The organism is Tangfeifania sp. (genome assembly GCF_055108615.1).
In genome coordinates this window covers 1-21,959 of the sequence record NZ_JBSQIC010000014.1, presented here as the reverse complement: position 1 = coordinate 21,959, position 21,959 = coordinate 1, and the positions used below count along the sequence as shown (strand labels likewise).

Annotated in this window: 15 protein-coding genes; 3 read left to right on the top strand and 12 right to left on the bottom strand. The window is 39.9% G+C overall.

The genetic code is table 11. The annotated features are described in order from the left end of the window. Positions 1-5: 5 nt before the first annotated feature. The 4 genes from ACTCNA_RS04835 to gcvT all read right to left on the bottom strand — a co-directional run bounded on the left by ACTCNA_RS04835 (position 6) and on the right by gcvT (position 4,122). The gene (locus ACTCNA_RS04835) at positions 6-392 is read right to left on the bottom strand and encodes a four helix bundle protein (protein ID WP_462946770.1); all 387 of its coding nucleotides are present in this window, start codon (positions 390-392) and stop codon (positions 6-8) included. A 77-nt stretch (positions 393-469) separates the two neighbouring features. After that, positions 470-1,423, bottom strand: a complete 954-nt coding sequence (locus ACTCNA_RS04830; protein ID WP_462946769.1) for an NAD(P)-dependent oxidoreductase — start codon at positions 1,421-1,423, stop codon at positions 470-472. Positions 1,424-1,493: 70 nt separating this feature from the next. Next, positions 1,494-2,564, bottom strand: coding sequence for a 3-phosphoserine/phosphohydroxythreonine transaminase (gene serC, locus ACTCNA_RS04825; protein WP_462946768.1), 1,071 nt, complete (start codon positions 2,562-2,564; stop codon positions 1,494-1,496). 475 nt (positions 2,565-3,039) lie between these two features. Then, entirely contained in the window at positions 3,040-4,122 is a 1,083-nt protein-coding gene (gene gcvT / locus ACTCNA_RS04820; protein WP_462946767.1) for a glycine cleavage system aminomethyltransferase GcvT, read from the bottom strand. Positions 4,123-4,311: 189 nt separating this feature from the next. On the opposite strand from gcvT, the gene ACTCNA_RS04815 reads away from it, so the two are divergent. After that, positions 4,312-4,665 (top strand): Hpt domain-containing protein, encoded by a 354-nt coding sequence (locus ACTCNA_RS04815; protein ID WP_462946766.1) that lies wholly within the window; start codon positions 4,312-4,314, stop codon positions 4,663-4,665. 55 nt (positions 4,666-4,720) lie between these two features. Here the strand turns inward: ACTCNA_RS04815 and clpB are convergent, their stop codons facing one another. Next, positions 4,721-7,309 carry an ATP-dependent chaperone ClpB gene (gene clpB / locus ACTCNA_RS04810; RefSeq protein WP_462946765.1) on the bottom strand — a complete coding sequence of 863 codons (2,589 nt, stop codon included), beginning with the start codon at positions 7,307-7,309 and terminating at the stop codon, positions 4,721-4,723. A gap of 594 nt (positions 7,310-7,903) precedes the next feature. On the opposite strand from clpB, the gene ppdK reads away from it, so the two are divergent. Beyond that, positions 7,904-10,606: a pyruvate, phosphate dikinase gene (ppdK, locus tag ACTCNA_RS04805; protein ID WP_462946764.1), complete on the top strand. Its 2,703-nt coding sequence runs from the start codon at positions 7,904-7,906 to the stop codon at positions 10,604-10,606. Positions 10,607-11,010: 404 nt separating this feature from the next. Here ppdK and ACTCNA_RS04800 read toward each other — a convergent pair whose 3' ends face one another. The 3 genes from ACTCNA_RS04800 to ACTCNA_RS04790 form a co-directional block, all read right to left on the bottom strand. Continuing rightward, positions 11,011-11,679 (bottom strand): response regulator, encoded by a 669-nt coding sequence (locus ACTCNA_RS04800; RefSeq protein WP_462946763.1) that lies wholly within the window; start codon positions 11,677-11,679, stop codon positions 11,011-11,013. 7 nt (positions 11,680-11,686) lie between these two features. Beyond that, a complete protein-coding gene (locus tag ACTCNA_RS04795; protein WP_462946762.1) occupies positions 11,687-12,487 on the bottom strand; it encodes a sensor histidine kinase in 801 nt (266 codons plus the stop codon). A gap of 215 nt (positions 12,488-12,702) precedes the next feature. After that, complete coding sequence (locus tag ACTCNA_RS04790; RefSeq protein WP_462946761.1) at positions 12,703-14,070, bottom strand: sigma-54-dependent transcriptional regulator; 1,368 nt, start codon at positions 14,068-14,070, stop codon at positions 12,703-12,705. Positions 14,071-14,751: 681 nt separating this feature from the next. Here ACTCNA_RS04790 and ACTCNA_RS04785 point away from each other — a divergent pair. Continuing rightward, positions 14,752-15,516 carry a flavin reductase gene (locus ACTCNA_RS04785; RefSeq protein ID WP_462946760.1) on the top strand — a complete coding sequence of 255 codons (765 nt, stop codon included), beginning with the start codon at positions 14,752-14,754 and terminating at the stop codon, positions 15,514-15,516. A 74-nt stretch (positions 15,517-15,590) separates the two neighbouring features. Here the strand turns inward: ACTCNA_RS04785 and ACTCNA_RS04780 are convergent, their stop codons facing one another. The 4 genes from ACTCNA_RS04780 to ACTCNA_RS04765 all read right to left on the bottom strand — a co-directional run. Then, positions 15,591-16,157 carry a virulence RhuM family protein gene (locus ACTCNA_RS04780; protein ID WP_462946759.1) on the bottom strand — a complete coding sequence of 189 codons (567 nt, stop codon included), beginning with the start codon at positions 16,155-16,157 and terminating at the stop codon, positions 15,591-15,593. A gap of 226 nt (positions 16,158-16,383) precedes the next feature. Continuing rightward, on the bottom strand, positions 16,384-19,065 hold the full coding sequence (locus ACTCNA_RS04775; protein ID WP_462946758.1) for a DEAD/DEAH box helicase: 2,682 nt from the start codon (positions 19,063-19,065) through the stop codon (positions 16,384-16,386). 2 nt (positions 19,066-19,067) lie between these two features. Beyond that, complete coding sequence (locus ACTCNA_RS04770; RefSeq protein WP_462946757.1) at positions 19,068-20,801, bottom strand: ATP-dependent nuclease; 1,734 nt, start codon at positions 20,799-20,801, stop codon at positions 19,068-19,070. Positions 20,802-20,813: 12 nt separating this feature from the next. Beyond that, a partial coding sequence (locus ACTCNA_RS04765) for a site-specific DNA-methyltransferase (protein WP_462946756.1) occupies positions 20,814-21,959 on the bottom strand: 1,146 nt, incomplete at its 5' end.

Genomic DNA, 21,959 nt, shown 5'->3' with positions numbered 1-21,959 from the left:
TTACTTTACTTATTCAGTTTTCGTTTTAAATACTTTCTGTATCCTGCTGATAATCTCGATAATTCTGTAAGCCGTCGCCTTGATTCAGCATAATCTTTTTCAGTGATAAAACCATTTCTGACCGATATGGATGAATTAACCAGGCATTCCCGAATTGACCCCCTGGTTATTCTTAAATACCTTAAAGCTAAAGGTATCGATTCTCCATATCCCTCCCCAATATTTAAGGCGATAGAATTGGCCGCATTGGATAGCTGAATCGCTAAACCAAACCTCTCCTCTTTTGGGAAATGATCAATGAGTTTATAAACAAAATCAATGTAATCAAGTGATTTTCTGTAAAGTTCCAATGATTCAAAATCGAATAAAGATGAAGTTGAACTGGTATCCATAATTAAAAGTTGAAATGATCATTAAAGTATAAAAATATATTTTTTCAGCCAGTACTAAGCCTTCTTTACTTCAATTACTAAATCACCCATTCACTCATTCGCTTTTTCCGATTCACCTGATAAGTAGTATCGTTCTTTTCAAAAAAAGCGATAATTTGTTCGGCAGCAGCAACTCCTGCGTTAATATTTGCTTCAATGGTTTGTGCTCCTGCTTTTTTAGGCGTGAAAAAATATCGTCCTTCAAATTTTTCCTGAAAAACATCTTCGCAGTCAGGTGTAATATCCGACATGTATTTAATCCTGGGCTTTTCTTCCATTATTTTCACCAGGTCGGGTTCGTTTATTACCTCTTTACGTGCCGTGTTTACAATTACAGCTCCATCTTTAAGGTATTTCAACACATCGTAACTAACGGATTTAATATGTTCGCCACGCGCCGGAACATGAATGGAAACAATATCGCTTTTCCCGTAAAGTTGCTCCAGCGAATTGGTTACTTTTAAACCAATGGCTGCAGCGGCACCTTTGCTGTAGCGGGTATAAACAATAACTTTCATTCCGAAAGCCCGTGCTATGCGAAAAACATTCCGGGCAACATAACCAAACCCGTGCAAACCAAGGGTGCGCCCCCGCATTTCTCCACCGGGTTTACCGCTGAATTTTTCGCGTAAACCAAATAACGCCAAACCGATGGCCAACTCGGCTACCGCATTGGAGTTTTGGCCGGGGGTATTCATCACAACCACACCTTTTTTTGTTGCTGTGTCCAAATCTACATTATCGTATCCGGCACCGCCCCTTACTACAATCTGAAGTTTTGGGGCAGCCTCAAACACATCGGCATCAACCTTGTCGCTTCTTACAATTAATGCATTGGCATCTGTAACTGCTTTCAGCAAATCCTGCCGGTCAGTATAATTTTCAAGCAATTCAAGGTTATATTCAGAATCTGCTTTACTTAAAATCTTTTTAATTTTTTTTATTGCTTCCGGAGCAAAAGGTTTTGTGGTTGCAATTAAAATTTTTTGCATAGATCAGGTTTTTTGCAGAAAAAACCCCGCAACCTCTGCTTAAAGTGCCTGGTTGCGGGTAATCTTCCAGTTATTTATTTTTTTCGAAATCCTGCATAACTTCCACGAGGGCTTTCACGCTCTCGTAGGGCATTGCATTGTATAACGAAGCCCTGAACCCACCAACCGAGCGGTGACCCTTAATTCCAACCATTCCTTTTTGGGTGGCAAATTCGAGAAAACCTTTCTCAAGTTCGGCATAGTCGGGTGCCATAACGAAAGTAACATTCATTCTTGAACGATCTTCGGGATTGGGCACAGTGGGGACAAACAGCTTGTTGCGATCCAGTTCGTCGTAAAGCAATCCGGCTTTTTCGATGTTAATTTTTTCCATGGCTTCAACACCGCCTTTTTCCTTGAGCCACAATAATGTTTGCAAACAAGCAAAAACTGGCAGTGTTGCCGGTGTGTTAAACATCGAGCCTTTATCAATATGGGTTTTGTAATTCAGCAATGTTGGTATGGGCCTGTCAACGCGTTGCAGTGCCTCATCTTTTACAATTACCAGTGTGGCTCCTGAAGGCCCGAGATTTTTCTGTGCACCGGCATAAATCACATCGTATTTTGCCACATCAATGGGGCGGCTTAAAATATCGGACGACATATCGGCAGTGAGCGGAACATTCACGTCGGGCTCTTTTAAAATTTCGGTGCCATAAATGGTATTGTTGGTTGTGATATGGAAATAATCGGCATCCTCAGGAACGGTGTAATCTTTGGGCAGGTAATTAAAGTTAGTATCTTTTGATGAAGCTACTTCAACTACTTCGCCAAAAAATTTGGCTTCTTTAATGGCTTTTGATGACCACGAGCCTGTATTCAGGTAAGCCGACTTTTTATTCATTAAATTGTAGGGTACCATTAAAAACTGGAGGCTTGCTCCGCCCTGGAGAAAAAGTACCGAGTAACCTTCCGGAACATGAAGCAATTCTTTTACCAGGTTTTGGGCTTCTTCCATAACAGCTACAAACTCTTTGCTTCTGTGCGAAACTTCCATCACCGACAAACCGGTTTCGGCAAAATTTAATGCAGCTTCGGCTGTCATTTTTTTGGTAAACTCAGGCAAAATGGAGGGTCCTGCATAAAAATTGTGTTTTTTCATTTCATTAAAATTTTAAGTTTTTAACGCGTCAGGAACACATTTTAAAAGGTTGTGATTTTATTTGGCTATCAACAACCTGAACCTTAACGCATTTAATTTCAAACAACTATTAAAGGTGAATAAATAAATTTATTTTTTTGCAAAACACCTTTTCAAAGGTCGTCATTCATTTATGTTTTGCAGATGAGAAAAATCAATAAACCGGCTTTAAAATTGAGTTATAAAACATTGTAAAGAAAGCCTGCAAACTGATAAAAATCATTTTGCTGTTTTAACGTTTTTTGATATCCCCAATGTAAAGCCATACAAATTTATTCGATTCTGAAAAAGAAAGCCACTTTTCAGGAAAGAATTTAAAAATGGAGCTATAATTTAACGGTCGAATAAATAGCTGCTCACCAAATAGCGTTTAAAATGAAAAAGCTGCCCCGCAGTCAGCAAGGCAGCTTTTATATTTATGTGGATATTTACACGCTTAAATAAAAGGAAGTTTCACAATTTCAGCCGGGATATTTTTGTTTCTCACCTTAATCCAGAGGGGTGTTCCAAAAGCACTGTACTCTTTGGCCACATAACCAAGGCCAATTCCTTTGTTCAAAACCGGCGAAATGCTTCCTGAAGTTACCTCGCCAATTTGGTTTCCTTCTGAATTAACAATCTGGTATCCTTTGCGCGGGATGCCACGTTCTTTCAATACAAAACCACGAAGTCTTCTGGTTATTCCTTCTTTTTTTTGCATCATTAAAAAGTCGCGATCGACAAACTGACGCCCGTTGTTAAATTTGGTAATCCACCCCAATCCCGCTTCAATTGGTGACGTTTTGTCGTCAATATCATTCCCGTAAAGGCAAAATCCCATTTCGAGCCGCAGTGTATCGCGGGCTCCCAGCCCGGCGGGTTTAATATCAAATTCTTTACCTGCTTCAAAAATTGCATTCCAAACCTTTTCGGCGTGTTTGTTTTTAAAGTACAACTCAAAGCCACCTGCTCCTGTGTATCCGGTAGCCGAAATTATAACATCATCAACCCCTGCAATGCTACCGGTTTCAAAAGTATAAAACCTGATATCGGATAAATTCACCGGGGTGAGTTTCTGCAAAATTTCGGTTGCTTTTGGCCCCTGTACTGCAAGCAAACTTATTTCATCCGAGCTGTTCTCCATTTCAGCACCAAATTCATTCTGGTTTTTAATCCAGTTCCAGTCTTTTTCAATATTTGAGGCATTCACAACCAGCATGTATTTTTCGGGGCTAAAACAGTAAATCAGAAAGTCGTCAACAATTCCGCCTTGCCCGTTTGGCATGCAAGAATATTGTGCCTGCCCCGGCTTTAAAACTGTGGGATCGTTCGACGATATTTTTTTCACCAAATCGAGTGCATGAGGCCCTTTAATCCAAAATTCACCCATGTGCGAAACATCGAAAACGCCTGCTGAATTTCGCACAGCGAGGTGTTCTTCCTTAATTCCACTGTATTCAACCGGCATTTCATACCCGGCAAATTCAACCATTTTAGCGCCTTCCTTTTTATGTATTTCATTCAGTGCCGTAAGTTTCATATTCATTTTTTTTTGTTTCCTGAACAGGGATAAATTCAGCCCCGGAGAAAAGAATTTATTTGGTTTCACCTTCAAATTAAATGCAAAATTATGGATTCACTAATAGCTTTTACATGAATTTTATCAGCGTTTATGGAATTATTAATTTGGATAATTTCACTAACTTGCGCCCCTATTTCAATATAGAAGATGAGCGAAAATTTCAAGTACATTAATCTTGGTTACATTGAAGAAATTTCGGGAGGTGACAAAGATTTTAAAAAAGAACTTATTCAGATTTTTCTGAAACAGGTTCCGGAGTTTATTGCAAATATGCACCAGTTTCTGTCTGAAGATGAAAAAAGCAACCTGGCAAAAGAGGCGCACACGGCCAAATCGTCGGCATTAATTTTCAGCATGGAGGAAACCGGTAAAACCCTTAAAAGAATTCAGCTTCTGGCTGAAAACAATCAGATTGATCCGATTCCCGGATTGCTTACCCAGGTTGAAGAAGAACTAAACGGGGCGACAAAGGAATTAACATCCTATTTAAACGACTTGTAAAAAGTTAAAATAAGATGCCCTGACTTTTTCAGAGCCAGGGCACCTTATTCTGCACCTAATTTTTAAATATCAGGTTGCCCTCTTTTTCATCAATCTCAATGGGTTTTGTTTTATCAACCTGGCCGGCAAGTATTCTACGCGACAATTCATTCAGTACATTTCTTTGAAGAATCCGTTTTACAGGGCGTGCCCCGAAATGCGGATCGTACCCTGCCTGTGCCAGCCAATCAACGGCATTTTCAGAAATTGAAATTTTAATATCAGTACCCGATAACCGTTTTATTACCTGGTTAAACTGTAACCGGACAATTTCCTTTATGTCTTTTCTCGACAGTGGCGTGAAAACAATAGTATCATCAATTCGGTTCAGAAATTCGGGCCGGATTGACTTGCGCAGTAAATCAAGTAGTTTCAGGCGTGTTTCTTCCAGCACTTCTTCCTGGTTTTTGTCTGACAGGTTTTCCATACTTTCCTGAATAATGTGCGAACCGAGGTTGGAGGTCATTATAATAATTGTGTTTTTAAAATTAACGGTTCGTCCCTTGTTGTCGGTCAGCCTGCCATCGTCGAGCACCTGTAAAAGCACGTTAAAAACATCGGGGTGCGCTTTTTCAATCTCGTCGAAAAGCACCACTGAATAAGGTTTGTGGCGCACTGCTTCCGAAAGTTGCCCTCCTTCGTCGTATCCCACGTAACCGGGAGGGCTTCCAATTAGCCGGGTAACAGAAAATTTCTCCTGGTATTCCGACATATCGATGCGCGTAATCATATTATCATCGTCAAACAGGTATTCGGCCAGTGCTTTGGCCAGTTCTGTTTTTCCCACCCCTGTTGAGCCCAGGAAAATAAACGACCCAATGGGACGTTTTTCATCCTGCAGGCCGGCACGGCTTCGGCGTACAGCATCGGAAACTGCAGCAATGGCTTCATCCTGGCCAACCACGCGTTTGTGCAACTCTTCTTCCATGTGCAGCAGTTTTTCGCGCTCGCTCTGCAACATTTTGGCAACCGGAATCCCCGTCCAGCGAGCTACAACTTCTGCAATATCTTCAGCATCCACTTCTTCCTTAATCAGGCTTTCGCCCTCTTTCATTTTCTGAAGCTCTTTATGCAGTTTTTCAATTTCATTCTCTGCTTCCTTTATTTTTCCATACCGCAACTCGGCCACTCTTTCATAAAGTCCCTGCCGTTCGGCATCATCAGCTTCAAAACGGTAATCTTCAATCTCCGATTTCTTTTTCTGAATGGCGTTAATTACCGACTTTTCGCTTTCCCATTTTGCCCTTAACCGCGATTGTTCTTCTTTCAGATTTGAGATTTCTTCGCTTAACTGGGCCAGCTTTTTATCGTCTTTTTCACGTTTAATAGCTTCCCGTTCAATTTCAAGCTGTTTTACACGACGTTCAATTTCATCCAGTTCTTCAGGTACCGAGTCCATTTCGAGACGCAGTTTTGCAGCTGCCTCATCCATCAGGTCGATGGCTTTATCGGGCAAAAACCTGTCAGAAATATACCGCTGCGAAAGTTCAACGGCCGAAATAATCGCGTCATCTTTAATGCGCACTTTGTGGTGGCTTTCGTAACGTTCTTTAATACCGCGCAAAATCGATATGGCGCTCAGGGTATCCGGTTCGTCCACATGAACCACCTGGAAACGGCGCTCGAGCGCTTTGTCTTTTTCAAAATATTTTTGATACTCGTTAAAAGTGGTTGCACCAATTGCGCGCAGTTCGCCCCTGGCAAGCGCAGGTTTCAGGATATTGGCAGCATCCATTGCCCCTTCGCTTTTCCCGGCTCCCACCAACGTGTGAATCTCATCGATAAAAAGAATAACTTCTTCGTTGGAATTCACCACTTCGTGAACCACAGCTTTCAGGCGTTCTTCAAATTCGCCTTTGTATTTTGCGCCGGCAATGAGGGCGCCCATGTCGAGCGAAAAAATTTGTTTTGTCTTCAGGTTTTCCGGCACATCGCCACGAACAATACGGTGAGCCAGCCCCTCGGCAATTGCAGTTTTTCCCGTTCCGGGTTCTCCAATTAAAATGGGGTTGTTTTTAGTGCGCCGGGAGAGAATTTGCAAAATGCGGCGGATTTCCTCATCGCGGCCGATAACCGGATCGAGTTTACCCGTACGGGCGCGTTCGTTGAGGTTCATTGCAAAACGGTTCAAAGAGTTGAACTTGTCTTCTGCCGTTTGGCTGTCAACTTTTGAACCTTTGCGAAGCTCTTCAATGGCTTTTTGCAAATCTTTTTTTGAAATGCCGTTATCTTTCATCAACCGGCTAACTGAATCATTGGCATCGAGCAGTGCCAGCAAAATATGCTCAACCGAAACGTATTGGTCGCCCATCTCCTGGGCCAGTGCCAGCGATTTTTGCAAAACCCGGTTGGCGGTTGAAGAGAGGTACTGATCGCCCCCGGTAACACGCGGATACGATTCGATGATTTTATCCAATGCCTGCAGAAAAATGGAAGTATTTACGCCAAGTTTTTTTAACAGAAACTCCACCACATTTTCAGCTGAATGTGTGAGCCCTTTCAAAATATGACCAGTTTCAGTTGCCTGCTGGTTATTCCCTTGTGCAATCTGAAAACCATGCTGGATGGCTTCCTGTGCTTTTATCGTAAAATTATTTAAATTCATAATCGTTGATTTTTTCTTTCAACCACAAATAACAATCCATAAACAACTGAAAGACAGAATGTCGCACACGACAATAAAACCAATGAAATAATTGCATAAAATGACGGATGGAGGTGCATTTTTGGCAGTAAGCAAAAAAAACAGGAGCGAATCATCACCCCTGTTTTTCTAACCTAACCAAATCTATTCTCTATGAAAAAAAACATTAACCTCAAATACTATTACAAAAATACGACAGAATTAAGTTAACACTTTGAAACCAAAGTTAAAGAATGTTAATACTTCATTTTCAAAATGATAAATAGTTCCATCCACCCTTAAAGCAACAAAATGAAACCAAATGGATGCCTGCTTTCAAAATGTCAGTTTAACATGAATTTTCCGAATAAAATACCAAAAAGTTTTAAATTTCACTGAAAGTTTGTTTACAATTTTTTAATATGACAATCTGTTTTCCTTTATATTTCTGTTGAATATGGGACAGAGCCTGTTATGGAATAGCTACGGGCTGTTTTAATTATAAAAAATTTAAGTTACTTTAGCGTCCCGAAATATTTATGAAATTTATTCAGTAACAAATAAAAATAATTTCTTATGGCAAAACATGTATATACTTTTGGTGCCGGCAAGGCCGAAGGTAAGGCTGATATGAAAAACCTGCTGGGTGGCAAGGGGGCAAACCTTGCGGAAATGAATTTAATAGGTGTACCTGTTCCACCGGGGTTTACAATTACTACCGAAGTTTGCACAATGTATAACGAACAAGGACAGGAAAAAACCTTTGAAGTAATTAAACCTGAGGTAGAGGCAGCCGTTGCCCAGGTTGAAAAACTGACCAACACAAAGTTTGGAGACAAGGATAATCCGTGTCTGATGTCAGTTCGTTCGGGTGCCCGCGCATCAATGCCCGGAATGATGGACACTGTCCTGAACCTCGGCATGAATGCCGATACTGTTGAAGGCATTGCAAAAAAATCGGGGAATGCCCGTTTCGCATGGGATTCTTACCGTCGTTTCATTCAAATGTACGGTGATGTGGTAATGGAAATGAAACCGGCAAGCAAAGAAGAGAGCGATCCTTTTGAAAAGATCATTGAACAATTAAAAGAAGAAAAAGGCATTGAGCTGGATACGCAATTCACTACTGAAGATTTGCAGGAACTGGTTAAACGTTTTAAAGCAGCGGTAAAAAAAGAAACCGGAAAAGACTTCCCTACCGACCCGTGGGAACAACTCTGGGGAGCAATTGCAGCTGTATTCGGAAGCTGGAATAATCCACGCGCAATTTACTACCGCAGAATGGAAAAAATCCCAGACGAATGGGGAACTGCCGTTAACGTGCAGGCAATGGTATTTGGAAATATGGGCGACACATCGGCTACTGGCGTTGCTTTTACACGCGATGCCGCAACAGGGGAAGACATTTTTAATGGTGAATACCTGATTAACGCCCAGGGCGAAGATGTAGTTGCCGGAATTCGCACACCTCAGGAAATTACACTTTCAGGTTCAAGAAAATGGGCTGAACTCCAAGGGATAAGTGAAGAAGAAAGAGCATCCAAATTCCCGTCGCTCGAAGAAACAATGCCGGAATTATACAAAGAACTGGATGAAATCCAGCAAAAACTGGAAGATCACTACAGCGATATGCAGGACATGGAATTTACCATTCAGGAAGGTAAATTGTGGTTATTGCAAACCCGTAACGGGAAACGCACCGGTGCTGCAATGGCTAAAATAGCCGTTGACATGCTTGAAGATGGAAAAATTGATGAAAAAACAGCACTGTCGCGCATCGATGCCAACAAACTGGATGAGCTGCTTCACCCTGTTTTTGTTCTTTCTGCACTTAAATCAGCGAATGTGGTGGCAAAAGGATTGCCCGCCTCACCAGGTGCCGCTACAGGCCAGGTAGTATTTTTTGCCGACGAAACAGCCAAATATCCGGTATCTATTCTGGTTCGTGTAGAAACTTCGCCCGAAGATCTTGAAGGCATGCATCTTGCCGAGGGCATTTTAACCGCTCGAGGAGGAATGACATCTCACGCAGCCGTTGTTGCCCGAGGCATGGGTAAATGCTGCGTTTCAGGAGCAGGCGCTGTAAAAATTAATTACAAAACCCGCGTAATGACTATTGACGGGAAAGAGTTTAAAGAAGGCGACTGGATTTCGCTCGACGGCTCAACCGGAAAAGTTTACGAAGGAAAAGTGGATACCAAAAATCCTGAAATGAGCGGTAATTTTGCTAAAATCATGGATTTGGCTGAAAAGTTTGCCCGCATGAAAGTGCGTACCAACGCTGATTCTCCGAATGACGCGAAAGTTGCCCGGAAATTTGGTGCCGAAGGTATTGGCCTTTGCCGCACAGAACACATGTTTTTCGAAGGCGACCGCATTATGGCCATGCGCGAAATGATACTGGCGAACAACGAGCCGGAAAGACGCAAAGCACTTGAAAAACTGCTTCCATACCAGCGCGAAGACTTCGAAGGAATTTTAGAAGCTATGGCTGGTTTTGGTGTTACAATTCGCCTGCTCGACCCGCCATTACATGAATTTGTTCCACACGAAGAAGCTAACCAGAAAGAAATGGCCCGGGAAATGGGAATTTCTGTTGAGGCCGTAAAAGCTTTGGTTGACGATTTACATGAATTCAACCCAATGCTTGGGCACCGTGGTTGTCGCCTCGGAAACACTTATCCCGAGATTACTGAAATGCAGGCGCGGGCAATTATTGAGGCAGCTGTTAACCTGAAACAAAAAGGAGTTGATGCCCGTCCCGAAATTATGGTTCCGCTCATTGGTACTGTAAAAGAATTGAAACTTCAGGCTGATATTATCCATGAAACCGCACAAAAAGTTTTCGAAGAAAAAGGCGCCAAAGTTGATTACCTGGTAGGTACAATGATTGAGGTTCCACGTGCTGCGGTTACTGCCGATGAAATTGCCGAAGTGGCCGAATTCTTTTCATTCGGAACCAACGACCTTACCCAGATGACCTTTGGGTACTCACGCGATGACGCAGGAAAATTCCTCCCCGTTTATCTTGAAAAAGGAATTCTGAAAAACGACCCGTTCCAGGTACTCGACCAGGAAGGTGTTGGACAGTTAGTAAAAATGGGAGTTGACAAAGGACGCAGTGTGAAACCGAAATTAAAAATCGGTATCTGCGGAGAACATGGTGGTGAACCTTCATCGGTTATGTTCTGCGACAGCGTTAAAATGGACTATGTTAGCTGTTCGCCTTACCGTGTGCCAATTGCACGCGTTGCGGCAGCACAGGCAAATATAAAGTAACCTGCTAAAAGCTTATAAATAAAAGGCTGTTCATTAAATTGGACAGCCTTTTATTTTTCATAATATTTGAAATTCCTGCGTAGTTCCACGTATCAAATACCGTAAAACTACGCACATGTAATTTCCCGTAGAAATACTCTTTTTTTAAACCTTCGAAATCGTGAAATTTGCTGTTACAAAAAGTAAGTGATAATTAATGAAAAACAACGGAAAATATAAAAGCATTATCCAAATACTCAATAATGTAAACTTGGGCACACCATTTTATGCTCCATTCCAAATTATCAAAATTTCACACAATCCGTTAAACAACTTCTCTCTCTCTCTCGTGAAATAAGATAACTTTAGGAGCATTTTACTTACGGGTTATCCGTAAAGGGGTTCTTGGCCGGGACCCCTTTTTTTTATTCTAAATTTACAAGATCATTTGTAAGGGCATAAACTACGAGTCCCGCAATATTTTTGGCTCCCGATTTATCGAGGAGGTTACTGCGGTATCCTTCGATAGTCCGCACACTCAAATTCATTTCTTCTGCAATTTCGGCCGCAGTATATTCCTTACAAATTAATTCAAGCGTCTGAATTTCGCGGGGAGTGAATTTATGGATAAATAAACCGGAACTCTTCTTCTTTTTATTATTCAGGTTCCTGTAAATTAACTGCGATATATTATCTGAAAAATAAAAATCCTTTTCGATTACACTTTTAATTGCAGCTGCCAGTTCATCCGGGTCGGCATCTTTCATTAAATACCCGTTAACGCCCTGCTTTATCATGTACAATATAAACTGGGCATCATCTTCCATGGTAAGAATTATCACCTTAATATCCGGGAATATTCTTTTTAATTCATTGTTGGCGGTTATTCCATCCATTTCAGGCATCTGCAGATCGAGTAAAATTATATCAGGTTTTGAATCAACTGTTTGCAGCAACTCAAGTAACTCTATACCATTTGAAGCTTCATAAATATTTCCAATAAACTCAAAATCAGACAATAATGAACTAAGTCCTTTCCGAAAAAGTTTGTGGTCGTCGGTAATAACAAGGTCAATTTTTTGATTGGTAACCATTGTTAAATTATTTTTTATCAGCTTTGGATTTTATTCGCAATATTGCAAAAGTTCCGTTACCGGGAAATGATTTCATTTTATAATCGGCCCCCATCATTTGGGCGCGGCTTTCGAGGTTTTTGAGCCCCAAACCAGTACTTTTTAGCTTTTCAGGTTCAAACCCAATCCCGTTATCGGCAACCGAAACAGCCATATAATTTGGGGTAAAACGCATTTTAACAGAAATGCACTTAGCCTGTGAATGCTTAAGGGCATTGTTGATTAGTTCCTGCACAATACGAAAAACGGACAATTCTTTTTTGGGAGTTAAACGGAACGGTTCCCCGCTTTCTTCTATATCAACTTTTACCTGGTCCGATTTATTAATCCAGTTTACCAGTTCTTCGAGAGCAAATGAAAGTCCCAGTTTTTCAAGTGATGGTGGCATCAATGCCCGTGAAATACGTCGCACCTGGGTAATTACATCACCGAGGTAGGTTTTGGTTTCGCCAGCAAGTTTTTGGGGAATTTCGTCGGTTGATTTGCTTTCAATCCTTCCAACATTCATCTTTACAACCGAAAGCATAGCTCCAACTTCATCATGCAAATCCTGAGCAATTCGTTTTCTTTCTTTTTCCTGCGCATGCATTATGTTCCTGAGAATTTCTTCCTGCTGCTCGGCTTTCATCCTGTTAATTTCGAGTTCTTTCTTTAACAATCGTTTCTGGTAGGTAACAAAAAAGAAAAATATGACACCTGCAAGCAGAACCATGGCGAAGGTGCCAATCACATAAACTATTATAATTTCCTCATTACCAGATTGAGCCATCCGTTGTTAGATATGAATAATTCTCTCCCAAAAAAATCACCACGAAAATAAGTAACATAAATGAAATTTTGAAGTGTTGTATTGTAATTCTTTGCAAACGAAAAGGGCAGCTCAAAAGCTGCCCTTAAATAAACCCCCAAACACACAAGCAATACAGAACGTATTGCGTTACAAATGTATTAAAATTTAGCAAAATGCAAAATAATGTGCTTTTATTAATTAAATGCCAGCTCCCTTTTCTGGAGCATCCTGTAAATTGTAGATTTTCCGATTCCGAGTTTTGAGGCCACCAGCCTTACGTTTTGATTGTACTTATTTAAAAAATACTGAACAATTTCATGGTTATATTCTTCGAGCGTTCTCTCGTTCGACAATAGATTTTGAACGTTCTCTTCAACACTCATATTTAAATGAGCCGGCTTAATGGTGTCACTGTTGGTCATAACACAGGCCAGCTCCATAATTGCTTTCAATTCCCTGATATTTCCCGGATAATTATAGTTAAGTAAAAGTTGTTTGGTTTCATCCGGAATGCTTTTGGAAGGCATATTATTTTCTTTGCAGAACTCGTTTACAAAATGTTTGGCAAGCAAAATAACATCGTTTCCTCTTTGCCTTAGCGGGGGCAGCTCTATTGGCAACCCAAGCAAACGGTAATATAAATCCTGCCTGAAACTACCCTCAGAAACCAGTGTGGACAGGTTTTTGTGAGTCGCGGTCAGTATTCTGACATCGAGTGGAATTTCTTCAGTTCCTCCCAGGCGCGTAACTTCACGCTCCTGAATAATCCTCAAAAGTTTGGCCTGGATATTCAGATCCAAATCAGCTATTTCATCCAAAAACAAAGTCCCGGAATTAGCGAGCTCGAATTTTCCTGTCTTTCTGAAGTCAGCGCCGGTAAAAGCACCTTTTTCATGTCCAAACAATTCACTCTCGACCAAACCTTCGGGTATTGCCGATACGTTTACCGCAACAAACGGCTTGTTGCTTCGTGGAGAATTATAATGAATGCCTTTGGCAACCAACTCCTTGCCAGTCCCCGTTTCGCCGCAGATAGAAACAGAAATGTTGGTTTGTATGGCTTTCTCCATCAGGTTAAAAATATGGTCGATCTCGCGGCTGTTTCCTTTTATCAGTTTTCGGAAATGGTACCGTTCTTTAATTGCATCTTTCAGCCGGGTGTTTTCCTCTTTTAACTGGTCCGACTGGTAGATGTTTTTAATAATATTGGTCAGTTTTTCACGCGTATCGGGAGCTTTCATAATGTAATCGTAAGCTCCGTTTTTCATCAGCTCAATGGCCGTGTTAATGCTTTCCTGCGCCGAAATAATTATCACATGCGTATCAGGCAGTTTCTTCTGGATTTCCTTTAATACTTCTTGCCCGGTCATGTCCGGGAGTGTATAATCCAGCGTAATTACATCGGGCTGATCATCGAGCTGTGCGATGCAATCTCTGCCATTGTAAAAAACTTTTACCTGGTATTGGTTATCAACAAGCTGTTTTTTGAGAACCTGTGCGTAGAGTTTATTGTCTTCAACAATGAAAACTTTGTACCGAATGTTGTTTTTTGGGTTTGACATGTTCTTTGATTTAAGGCTGTTCGTCCATGTTTTGTAAATTCCGTACCAAATTAGGAATATTTTTTGAAATGTTTCCCTTTTTGAGACAAATTTTTTATCCGGGATAAAAAAACCTATGGATCTTGCTTCTGTATCATTTATTTCATTAACAGAGACAACAACATTTTTTACTCCTGGTTTAAAATTTATAAGCCGCTTTTTGCAACTCTTTTAAAGAATTAATTGGCTTTCCGGGCTTGAGGTATTTTGCAAGGTGCCGGTGTATTTTTAATCGAATTTCCTTGCCGGTTTTTGTGTTCATACGATCAAACGAATGCCCGCCGGGAAGTGCATCAAAAATTTCATAATCGAAAGGTTTTCCTTCAACTTTCAGTGATTTAACAGGTTGTAAAATCGCTGTGAACTCCCCCGTGAGGCAAAACAATCAACGGGTATTTTGCTGAAACATCGAAACATCCAGCAAATAACAATGCCGGCAATAAAAGTAAAGCTATCTTATTCATATCAGCTAAATTTAGTTATTTTTATAAATGTAAAAATAAAATTCTGTTAGTATGAAACGAGCGTGTAATACATTTGCCCCCAAGATGATGATTAAAATACATGCGAGCCCGCCTGACCAGCGTAGCCGGGCAGGTTACATACTATACCTTTAAAATAAAAACAAACAATTTAAATAGTATGAAATATAAAGCATTTCACAAATTATCTTACGGCTTGTATATAATTGCTACCGAAACCAACGGCGAAAAAGCTGGTTATGTTGGCAATACCGCATTTCAGGTAACCGCTGAGCCACCCCGGATTGCCATTAGCTGCAATAAAAAAAATGCAACAATTGATAAAATTCTGAATAGTGAAAAATTTTCGCTCTCGGTTTTAAGTAAAGAAACCAGTTCTTCACTGATTGGCGAGTTTGGATTTATGTCGAGCGATGACATGGATAAGTTCCAAAAAGTGGAAACCAAAACAGCCGCAACCGGTACACCAATCGTTCTCGATTCTGCAGTGGCCTGGTTCGACTGCGAAGTGATTTCAACCCACGACGTTGGCACACACCTGTTAATAATTGGCGAAGTTAAGGACAGCGATGTCATTTCAGACGATGATCCGCTGACTTACAAATATTACCGCGAGAAATTTAAAATGCTATCGCCCAAAAATGCACCAACCTATATCGAAAAAGAGAAGCTGGATAAAGAGAAAGAGGCAGATGATGAACCTGAAGATAAAGCTGCTGAAAATAAAGAGAATAAAAAGAGTAATAAAGATAAATTTAAAAAAAGTGGAAACACCTTTACCTGTAGCATTTGCGGCTTCCAATATAATCCCGAGGAAGGTGACCCAACCGCCGGAATTCCCCCGGGAACTCCTTTTGAAGATTTACCGGATGATTACAAGTGCCCTATTTGCAACGCGAGCAAAGAATATTTCAGGGAAGATTAAATAATAAAATGACACTGCTTCACAACGTGTTTAAACAAAAATACCGAGGGTCCAGCTATTTGTAGCCGGGCCCTTTATTCAATTATGACACAAGCCTGGTCTCGCGCTGGTGCGGATATGCCCCATAAGGGATACCTAAGACTCAATCTGTACCGTGCATCAAAAGCACGGATTACAATTCCGCGCCAGCGGATATCACGGATGCGTGCCAATAATTCATCAAAGTAGTTTCCGCCACCTGCTTGTTTCAATAAATCATCATTCATGGTAAAACCTTTCACAATGTATTCCTTTAATCGTGCGGTTGCCCACTGGCGAAATTTTGTTCCCTGATGACTTTTTACCCGATAACCTACTGAAATTATTACATCGAGATTATAAAGTTTTATGTTTTTGATTTGTGTTTTTCCTTTAACAGCACCATGTTGAGTGGTATGTGCAAAATTTGCACATACCTTTTCTTCTTCCAGTTCGCCCTCTTTAAAAATGTTATTAATGTGTTTTGTAATTACCGAACGTTCTTTTTGAAAAAGTTCTGCCATTTGAACCTGCGAAAGCCAAACCGTTTCTTCTTCCAGCCTGACATCAATTTTTGTTTGCCCGTCCTCGGTTTGATAGAGTAATATTTCGGAATCTGCCATATTTAATCGGTAAAATAATTTACAATTATCAGCACATAAAACACCAGGCTCTCTTTTTTGATTTCTTCGAGGTGTAAGTAAATGTTTTTCATGCTTTTAATCGTTTAGTTTATTATAACGCCACCTATTTCTTTCTGTTTCTGTCAATGACTTTTTTCCAATCATCCGCTAAGATTTCCACCAAGGGAATGCTTCCTGCGAAATCCGTGCTTATGTTTTTTCTCTTTTACTTCTTTATAAATTTTTCTGATAAATATTTAAACCCTGAAGTACGGCTTATTTCGTTATGCGGAATTAACAGATAGCACCATGACTTACCGTCATTTTGAATTGTATATTCAGTTGCGTATTTGCAATATCGCAAAGCAACTTCCATTTTTGCAACCACACTTTGTTCTTCTGTTTGGTCGGAGCGTTTGACTTCAATCATAAAAATCGTATCGTTAGTTTCGGCAATGAAATCGGGTTCATAGCGTTTGGAATTGTTATCCCAATAGATACGGAATTGATTGGGTGCCGGACGAAGCCATTTTATCACATTATTATCATTTTCTAATACAAACGATAGGTCTTGTTCGGCTTTGCTATCAAATTTATATTCAAAATGGCAGGCTTTTTCAAAACCACGATATACATATTTGGGAACATCTTTGGTTGGACTGACAATATCTCTGTAATCACGATAGCCTTTGTTTACCAATGCTGAAAAACTCCAGGGTTCAATACGAACAAACGGGAAAACTTTTGGTGCAATATATTCGGGCATTGACAATTTAAAGTGCTGCTTCATTTGATTGTAGATTTTTTCGGCTATAGCAGATTTAAATTGATATACAGTCAGGTTAAGCTCTTTATCATCGGGAATATTGCTTTGTAATGCCTCAAAAGCTTGTGTGGCTAAATGATATAGTAAATCAGCGTTTTCATCGTAATCAATTTCAGGATAATTAATCAATTCGGCAATAATTAGTTTTACCGGATTGCCATAAGAACCACTTGATTTGGCTTTTAAGGTTTCAACATTCCGACCATCCTTTAAATCCATGCGGATAATTTCCTGCTCTAATGCAGTATAATTAATTCCGGCAACGTTAAGGTCAAATGGTTTAAAGTTCACTTTTACTTCTCCCTGAACCAAATCCATACGTGGAATTTCTATAATATTACGTTTGTACTCGCTTACCATTTTTTCATAAACCTGTTCTGCTTCATTGACAATATCGTCGGCAAACATGTTCAACTGCCCGCTTTTCAGGTTTTGTTCAACTTTACGCATTACCTTACGTTTCACTTCTTCCTTGTTAAGGTCTTCAACTTTTCTTACTTCCGGTAATGAGTTAAAATCAGGGAGGGCAGTAATAATGGCCTTTTTGGCATCAAGTGAGTTTTGAGCCTTTTGCTTTATCTCCGGTTCTTGTATATTTTTTATTTCAGTTTCTTCTTTATCGAAAAATGATTGCGTAGTATCTTTGGAAACAACAACCCTGGATTCTTCTTTTAAATCATCTTCATCAATTTCAATAAAGTTCATTTTATTTAAAACAGAATCGGTGTCTTGTGCAGCTTCGATAACTCTTTCGAAATTTTCGTGAGCCACTACAGTCAGTTTATCTATTTTATCGTCTCCGGTACGTTTACCCTCGTAAGGCAACCGTAACCCCCGTCCGATAGTTTGTTCAACCAGAATGCTTGCGTTTGCAGCACGTAATGGCACAATCGTGTACAAGTTGGTTACATCCCAGCCTTCTTTAAGCATGTTCACATGTATTACTATTTCTATTTGGTTGCCGGGGTTTTCAAGGCTTAGGAATTGCGGGGCAATGTAATCGTCGTTTTTGGTTGATGAATCAATTTGCAATACTTTGTCTTTGTATTGCCCATCGAAGAACGATTCGGAATTGATGTATTCATAAATATCATTGGCATGGGAAATATCACGACAAACAACCAATACAAAAGGTTTAACTTGCTTTACCTGGTTGTTGTTGGCGTATATTTTCAACTCGTTTTTTGTATCCTGATGAATACTGATGGCATCCTCCATTTTGATGATTTCTATCTCACTGTCGGACATGCCTTTTGTATTCAAATTTTTGCGTGTGGCAATGGCAGGACTTTTAACATACTTACCATCGGCAAGTGCTTGTGCAAGGGAATATTCGTAAACTACGTTTTTAAACGGGATGTTGTTGCCGTAAAAAGGCGTTGCAGTAAGTTCAAGTCCCAGTACAGGTTTTAACTCATTAACAGCTCTCATGCTGGCATCGGCACGATAGCGATGAGCTTCGTCCATCAGGATAACCAAATCATTGAGATTGGAAAGATAATTCCAGTAACTTTGCCCCAAATACTCCGAAAGCCGTTTGATTTTAGGCAATTTACCTTTCTCTTTACCTCTTGTTGCTTCAGTAGTGTCGCGGTTAAATTTTTGAATATTGAAAATATTGATACGAATTTCCTGCTCACTATATAAACGCCCTTGCTGCGCATAATTGTCGCCTGTGATGACACGTGGCTGATTGTGTACAAACTCTGAAATACCATTGAACACATACTTATGAAATGCAGGATTGCCAAAATCTTCAATCAATTTTTCGTAAATGGTGCTTCCCGGAGCAAGAATAAAAAAATTGCGGATTCCTTTTTTAAGATACAAATAAGTTATAAATGCGCCCATCAAGCGGGTTTTTCCAACCCCTGTTGCTATTGAAAAGGCCATTGAAGGGAATTCCCTTTCAAAATCAGTGCAGGTTGGAAATTGGGCTGTTACTTTTTCCAGCTCTGTATTAATATCTACCTCTTTTTGTAAGCTGAGTTTTTCAGCAAGTTGAGCCAGAATATCCAAAGAAACCTGCAAAGGTTCACGGAGTGACAGGCGTTGTTTGATGTATTGAGCTATATTGTTCATGTTTAACTATCAATTATTTTGGAAAGATTAGTAAAGAAGTTTTCAACATCCTCATGCACTTCTTCAGGTTTCATTGCATTTGATATCGATTGCCGGTTAATTTTGACTTGGTTTTTGCTTTCATCCCTGATTTGTTCAAACAGACAATCTTCATTTTCGAAAAGTAACTTTTTACCGTCCAACACCTTAAATATGGAAGCATTAACGTTTTTCCATTTTGCATTTGGAGGCAAGCTTAAATTTTCATTGGCAAAGAAATCATCAATTAGTTTTGTATAAGGTTGAAAAAACAAATCCTCATTTTGATTCTTAATATTTAAAATCTTTGCCACTGCCCGTTTCCAGGCATCAGGTACCAATAAATAGTTATCGATATTTTTTCGTTTCCATTCATTTAAAACAGCTTGGGCGGGATCGGGATGAATTGCTACATCATCGTTGTCGTAATCTAATATAATTGCCCTTTTTACATTCGGGTTAATTTGTTTTAACGCCCGGTAATGTATATCGGCTTTTTCTCTCATTTCCTTTTTCGAGGAACCACCCAGAATATACGGGTAAAATTTCTGATACATTTCATTCTTATCTAAAATGTTAGCCCAGTTCGACAACAAACGTTCGTCATCTTCACCTTCAACATATAAAATATAAGGACTTTCATTCGTCCGAACGATATCCATGTTATCAATGTCGCTAAGAGCATTTAATACTTCATGATTAGATGATACCCGTTTAGGTTTGCCGGAAAGAATTGATATGATGGAAGATATATCCACTCCTTTAATGAATTCCTCCGAGTGAGTTGCAATAATGAATTGTTTATTTGAATTTGCTTTAAAATAGTTTACAATCTGACGCTGTAAATTCACGTGTAAATGGGCATCGGGCTCATCGAACAGAATGGTTGTAGCTTCCTTGTAACCGTAGGTAAAGGCCAGGAGTGTAAGTATTTGATGGAAACCACTTCCCCCTGAGATTATATCGAACGTTTTCTTATTAAATTTATACTCCGACGCAATTTCGGTACTTATACCCCTTTCGTATTCAGGCATCTTTAGGTCAATACCAAACCATTCATTGGTTTTTGCAACAATTTCTTTCCATTCATCATTTTTTTTAGCAGGTATACATTCCCTGTCACTAACTCTAAACAGCAAATTTCGCTGAACCGAACCCGGCTGAGCTTTTCCAATTTGCTGCCTGATGTTGCCGTCATCCATCCACTGCTCATGTGGTTCCAACCCGGAAAATGGGGGAACATACACAACGCGTGGAAAGCCTGGTGAACTGCTAATAGTATTAAAGTTGGTCCAACCCTCTTTGGGTATGGCAAATGCAGCCTGTGGCGACTGGTAGCGCATAAGCACACAAAAATTCAGTTCTTTGTTGTTTTCATCACGCCAGTAAACATCCAGTTCAATATAGATGTAGTTTTGAGCTTTGCCCCCTTTTTTTGATTTGTCTTCTTTGTATTCGCGGTCGGTACGGTCGGTCCACAACAGGTTAAACTCAGGCAACGGAAGCGCTGTAAAGTTGGGTAAAACAACCTGTATGCCCCGGCTGCCTTTTTTCTTTGACAGGCGAAACTGGTCAACACAATATTGCCATATTGCCATAGCTTGCAATGCGGTGCTTTTTCCACTGTTGTTGGCACCAACAATTAAATCGAACTGGTTGAACTCAAAAACCTCTTCCCTGATGCGTTTGAAGTTTTTCAATATTAATTTATGTATCATAGTTTTGCGGTTTTAATCAAACAATGTTTTTTGCCTGGTTTCAGTTTTTTTCTGCGTTGCTTCGTTTATTTCCTGAATGCTGATATCTTCTTCGGGTTCATTTTCGTGTTCGGTTTCATCAACCGGCAGGTTTACGATATTCAGGCTGTAATCTTCTTTGCCAAACTCGCACCTGCCCAGTAGCATTTGCGGTATTTTTTTGATGGTAATGTTGTTGTATTTTCCTTTGCATTCCTTTTGAAAACTTTTGCAACAAATAAGCAGGCTGTCGCCGGGTTGCATTTCATCGTAAATACGGTCGAGGGTTTCAACGGTAATAAATTGTGTAGTGGTGTATATAAAATCCTGCTCGGTACTAAAACCCTGTTTCCAATAAAAGCTTTCGTGAGGTTGGTACTTGAAACCCTCTTGTTTAGCCATGGCCGCTGCCAGCATCGACGAATTGTACTTACTTTCAATTATCCAATTACCGTATTTGTCTTTTTGCAGGAGGCTTGGTGCAAGGGTGTAAAATTTGAAACCGCCTCCGCCTTGCCAGTTGACTTCGGCAGTGATCCCAGTATTATCTTTATCTTCAATAATGCTTTTTAATCTTGGTATGCAATGTGAATAAGCTTGTTGGCCTAACTCAATCCCTATCCATTTTCTTTTCATTTTATGTGCTGCTGCACATGTAGAGCCTGAACCTAAAAAACTATCAAGCACTAAGTCTCCTTCATTTGAAAAATAATTTAGAATTATATTTAAAAGCTTTTCTGGCTTTTTACCACTCCTAAAATCTGCACCACCTTCAAGTCTACAGTTTCCGAAACTTCCAGCTAAATCATAAAAATTATTTATAGGAGAAGTTTTGATTGCATCTAAGTTTTCCAATTGGCTATTTGGTACTCCTTGGTAATATTTACCTTTTGTCGCACCAGGTCTTTTTGGCCCTGTAAAATATCTGAAATCAAATTTATCATCACCAATTCCATAAACCTTATAAAGTACTCCCAAACCATCAGTTTCATAACGTCCTGATAAGTAATCTCTAAAAAACCGTCCAGAGGAATTACCATCAAGTATGCTTCCTGATGCCCATATTTCTTTTCTCCCGCTTTCTGAACCTTCTCCCTTTTTTATCTTATATTGATTTTTTTTGAATATTTTGACTTTTTT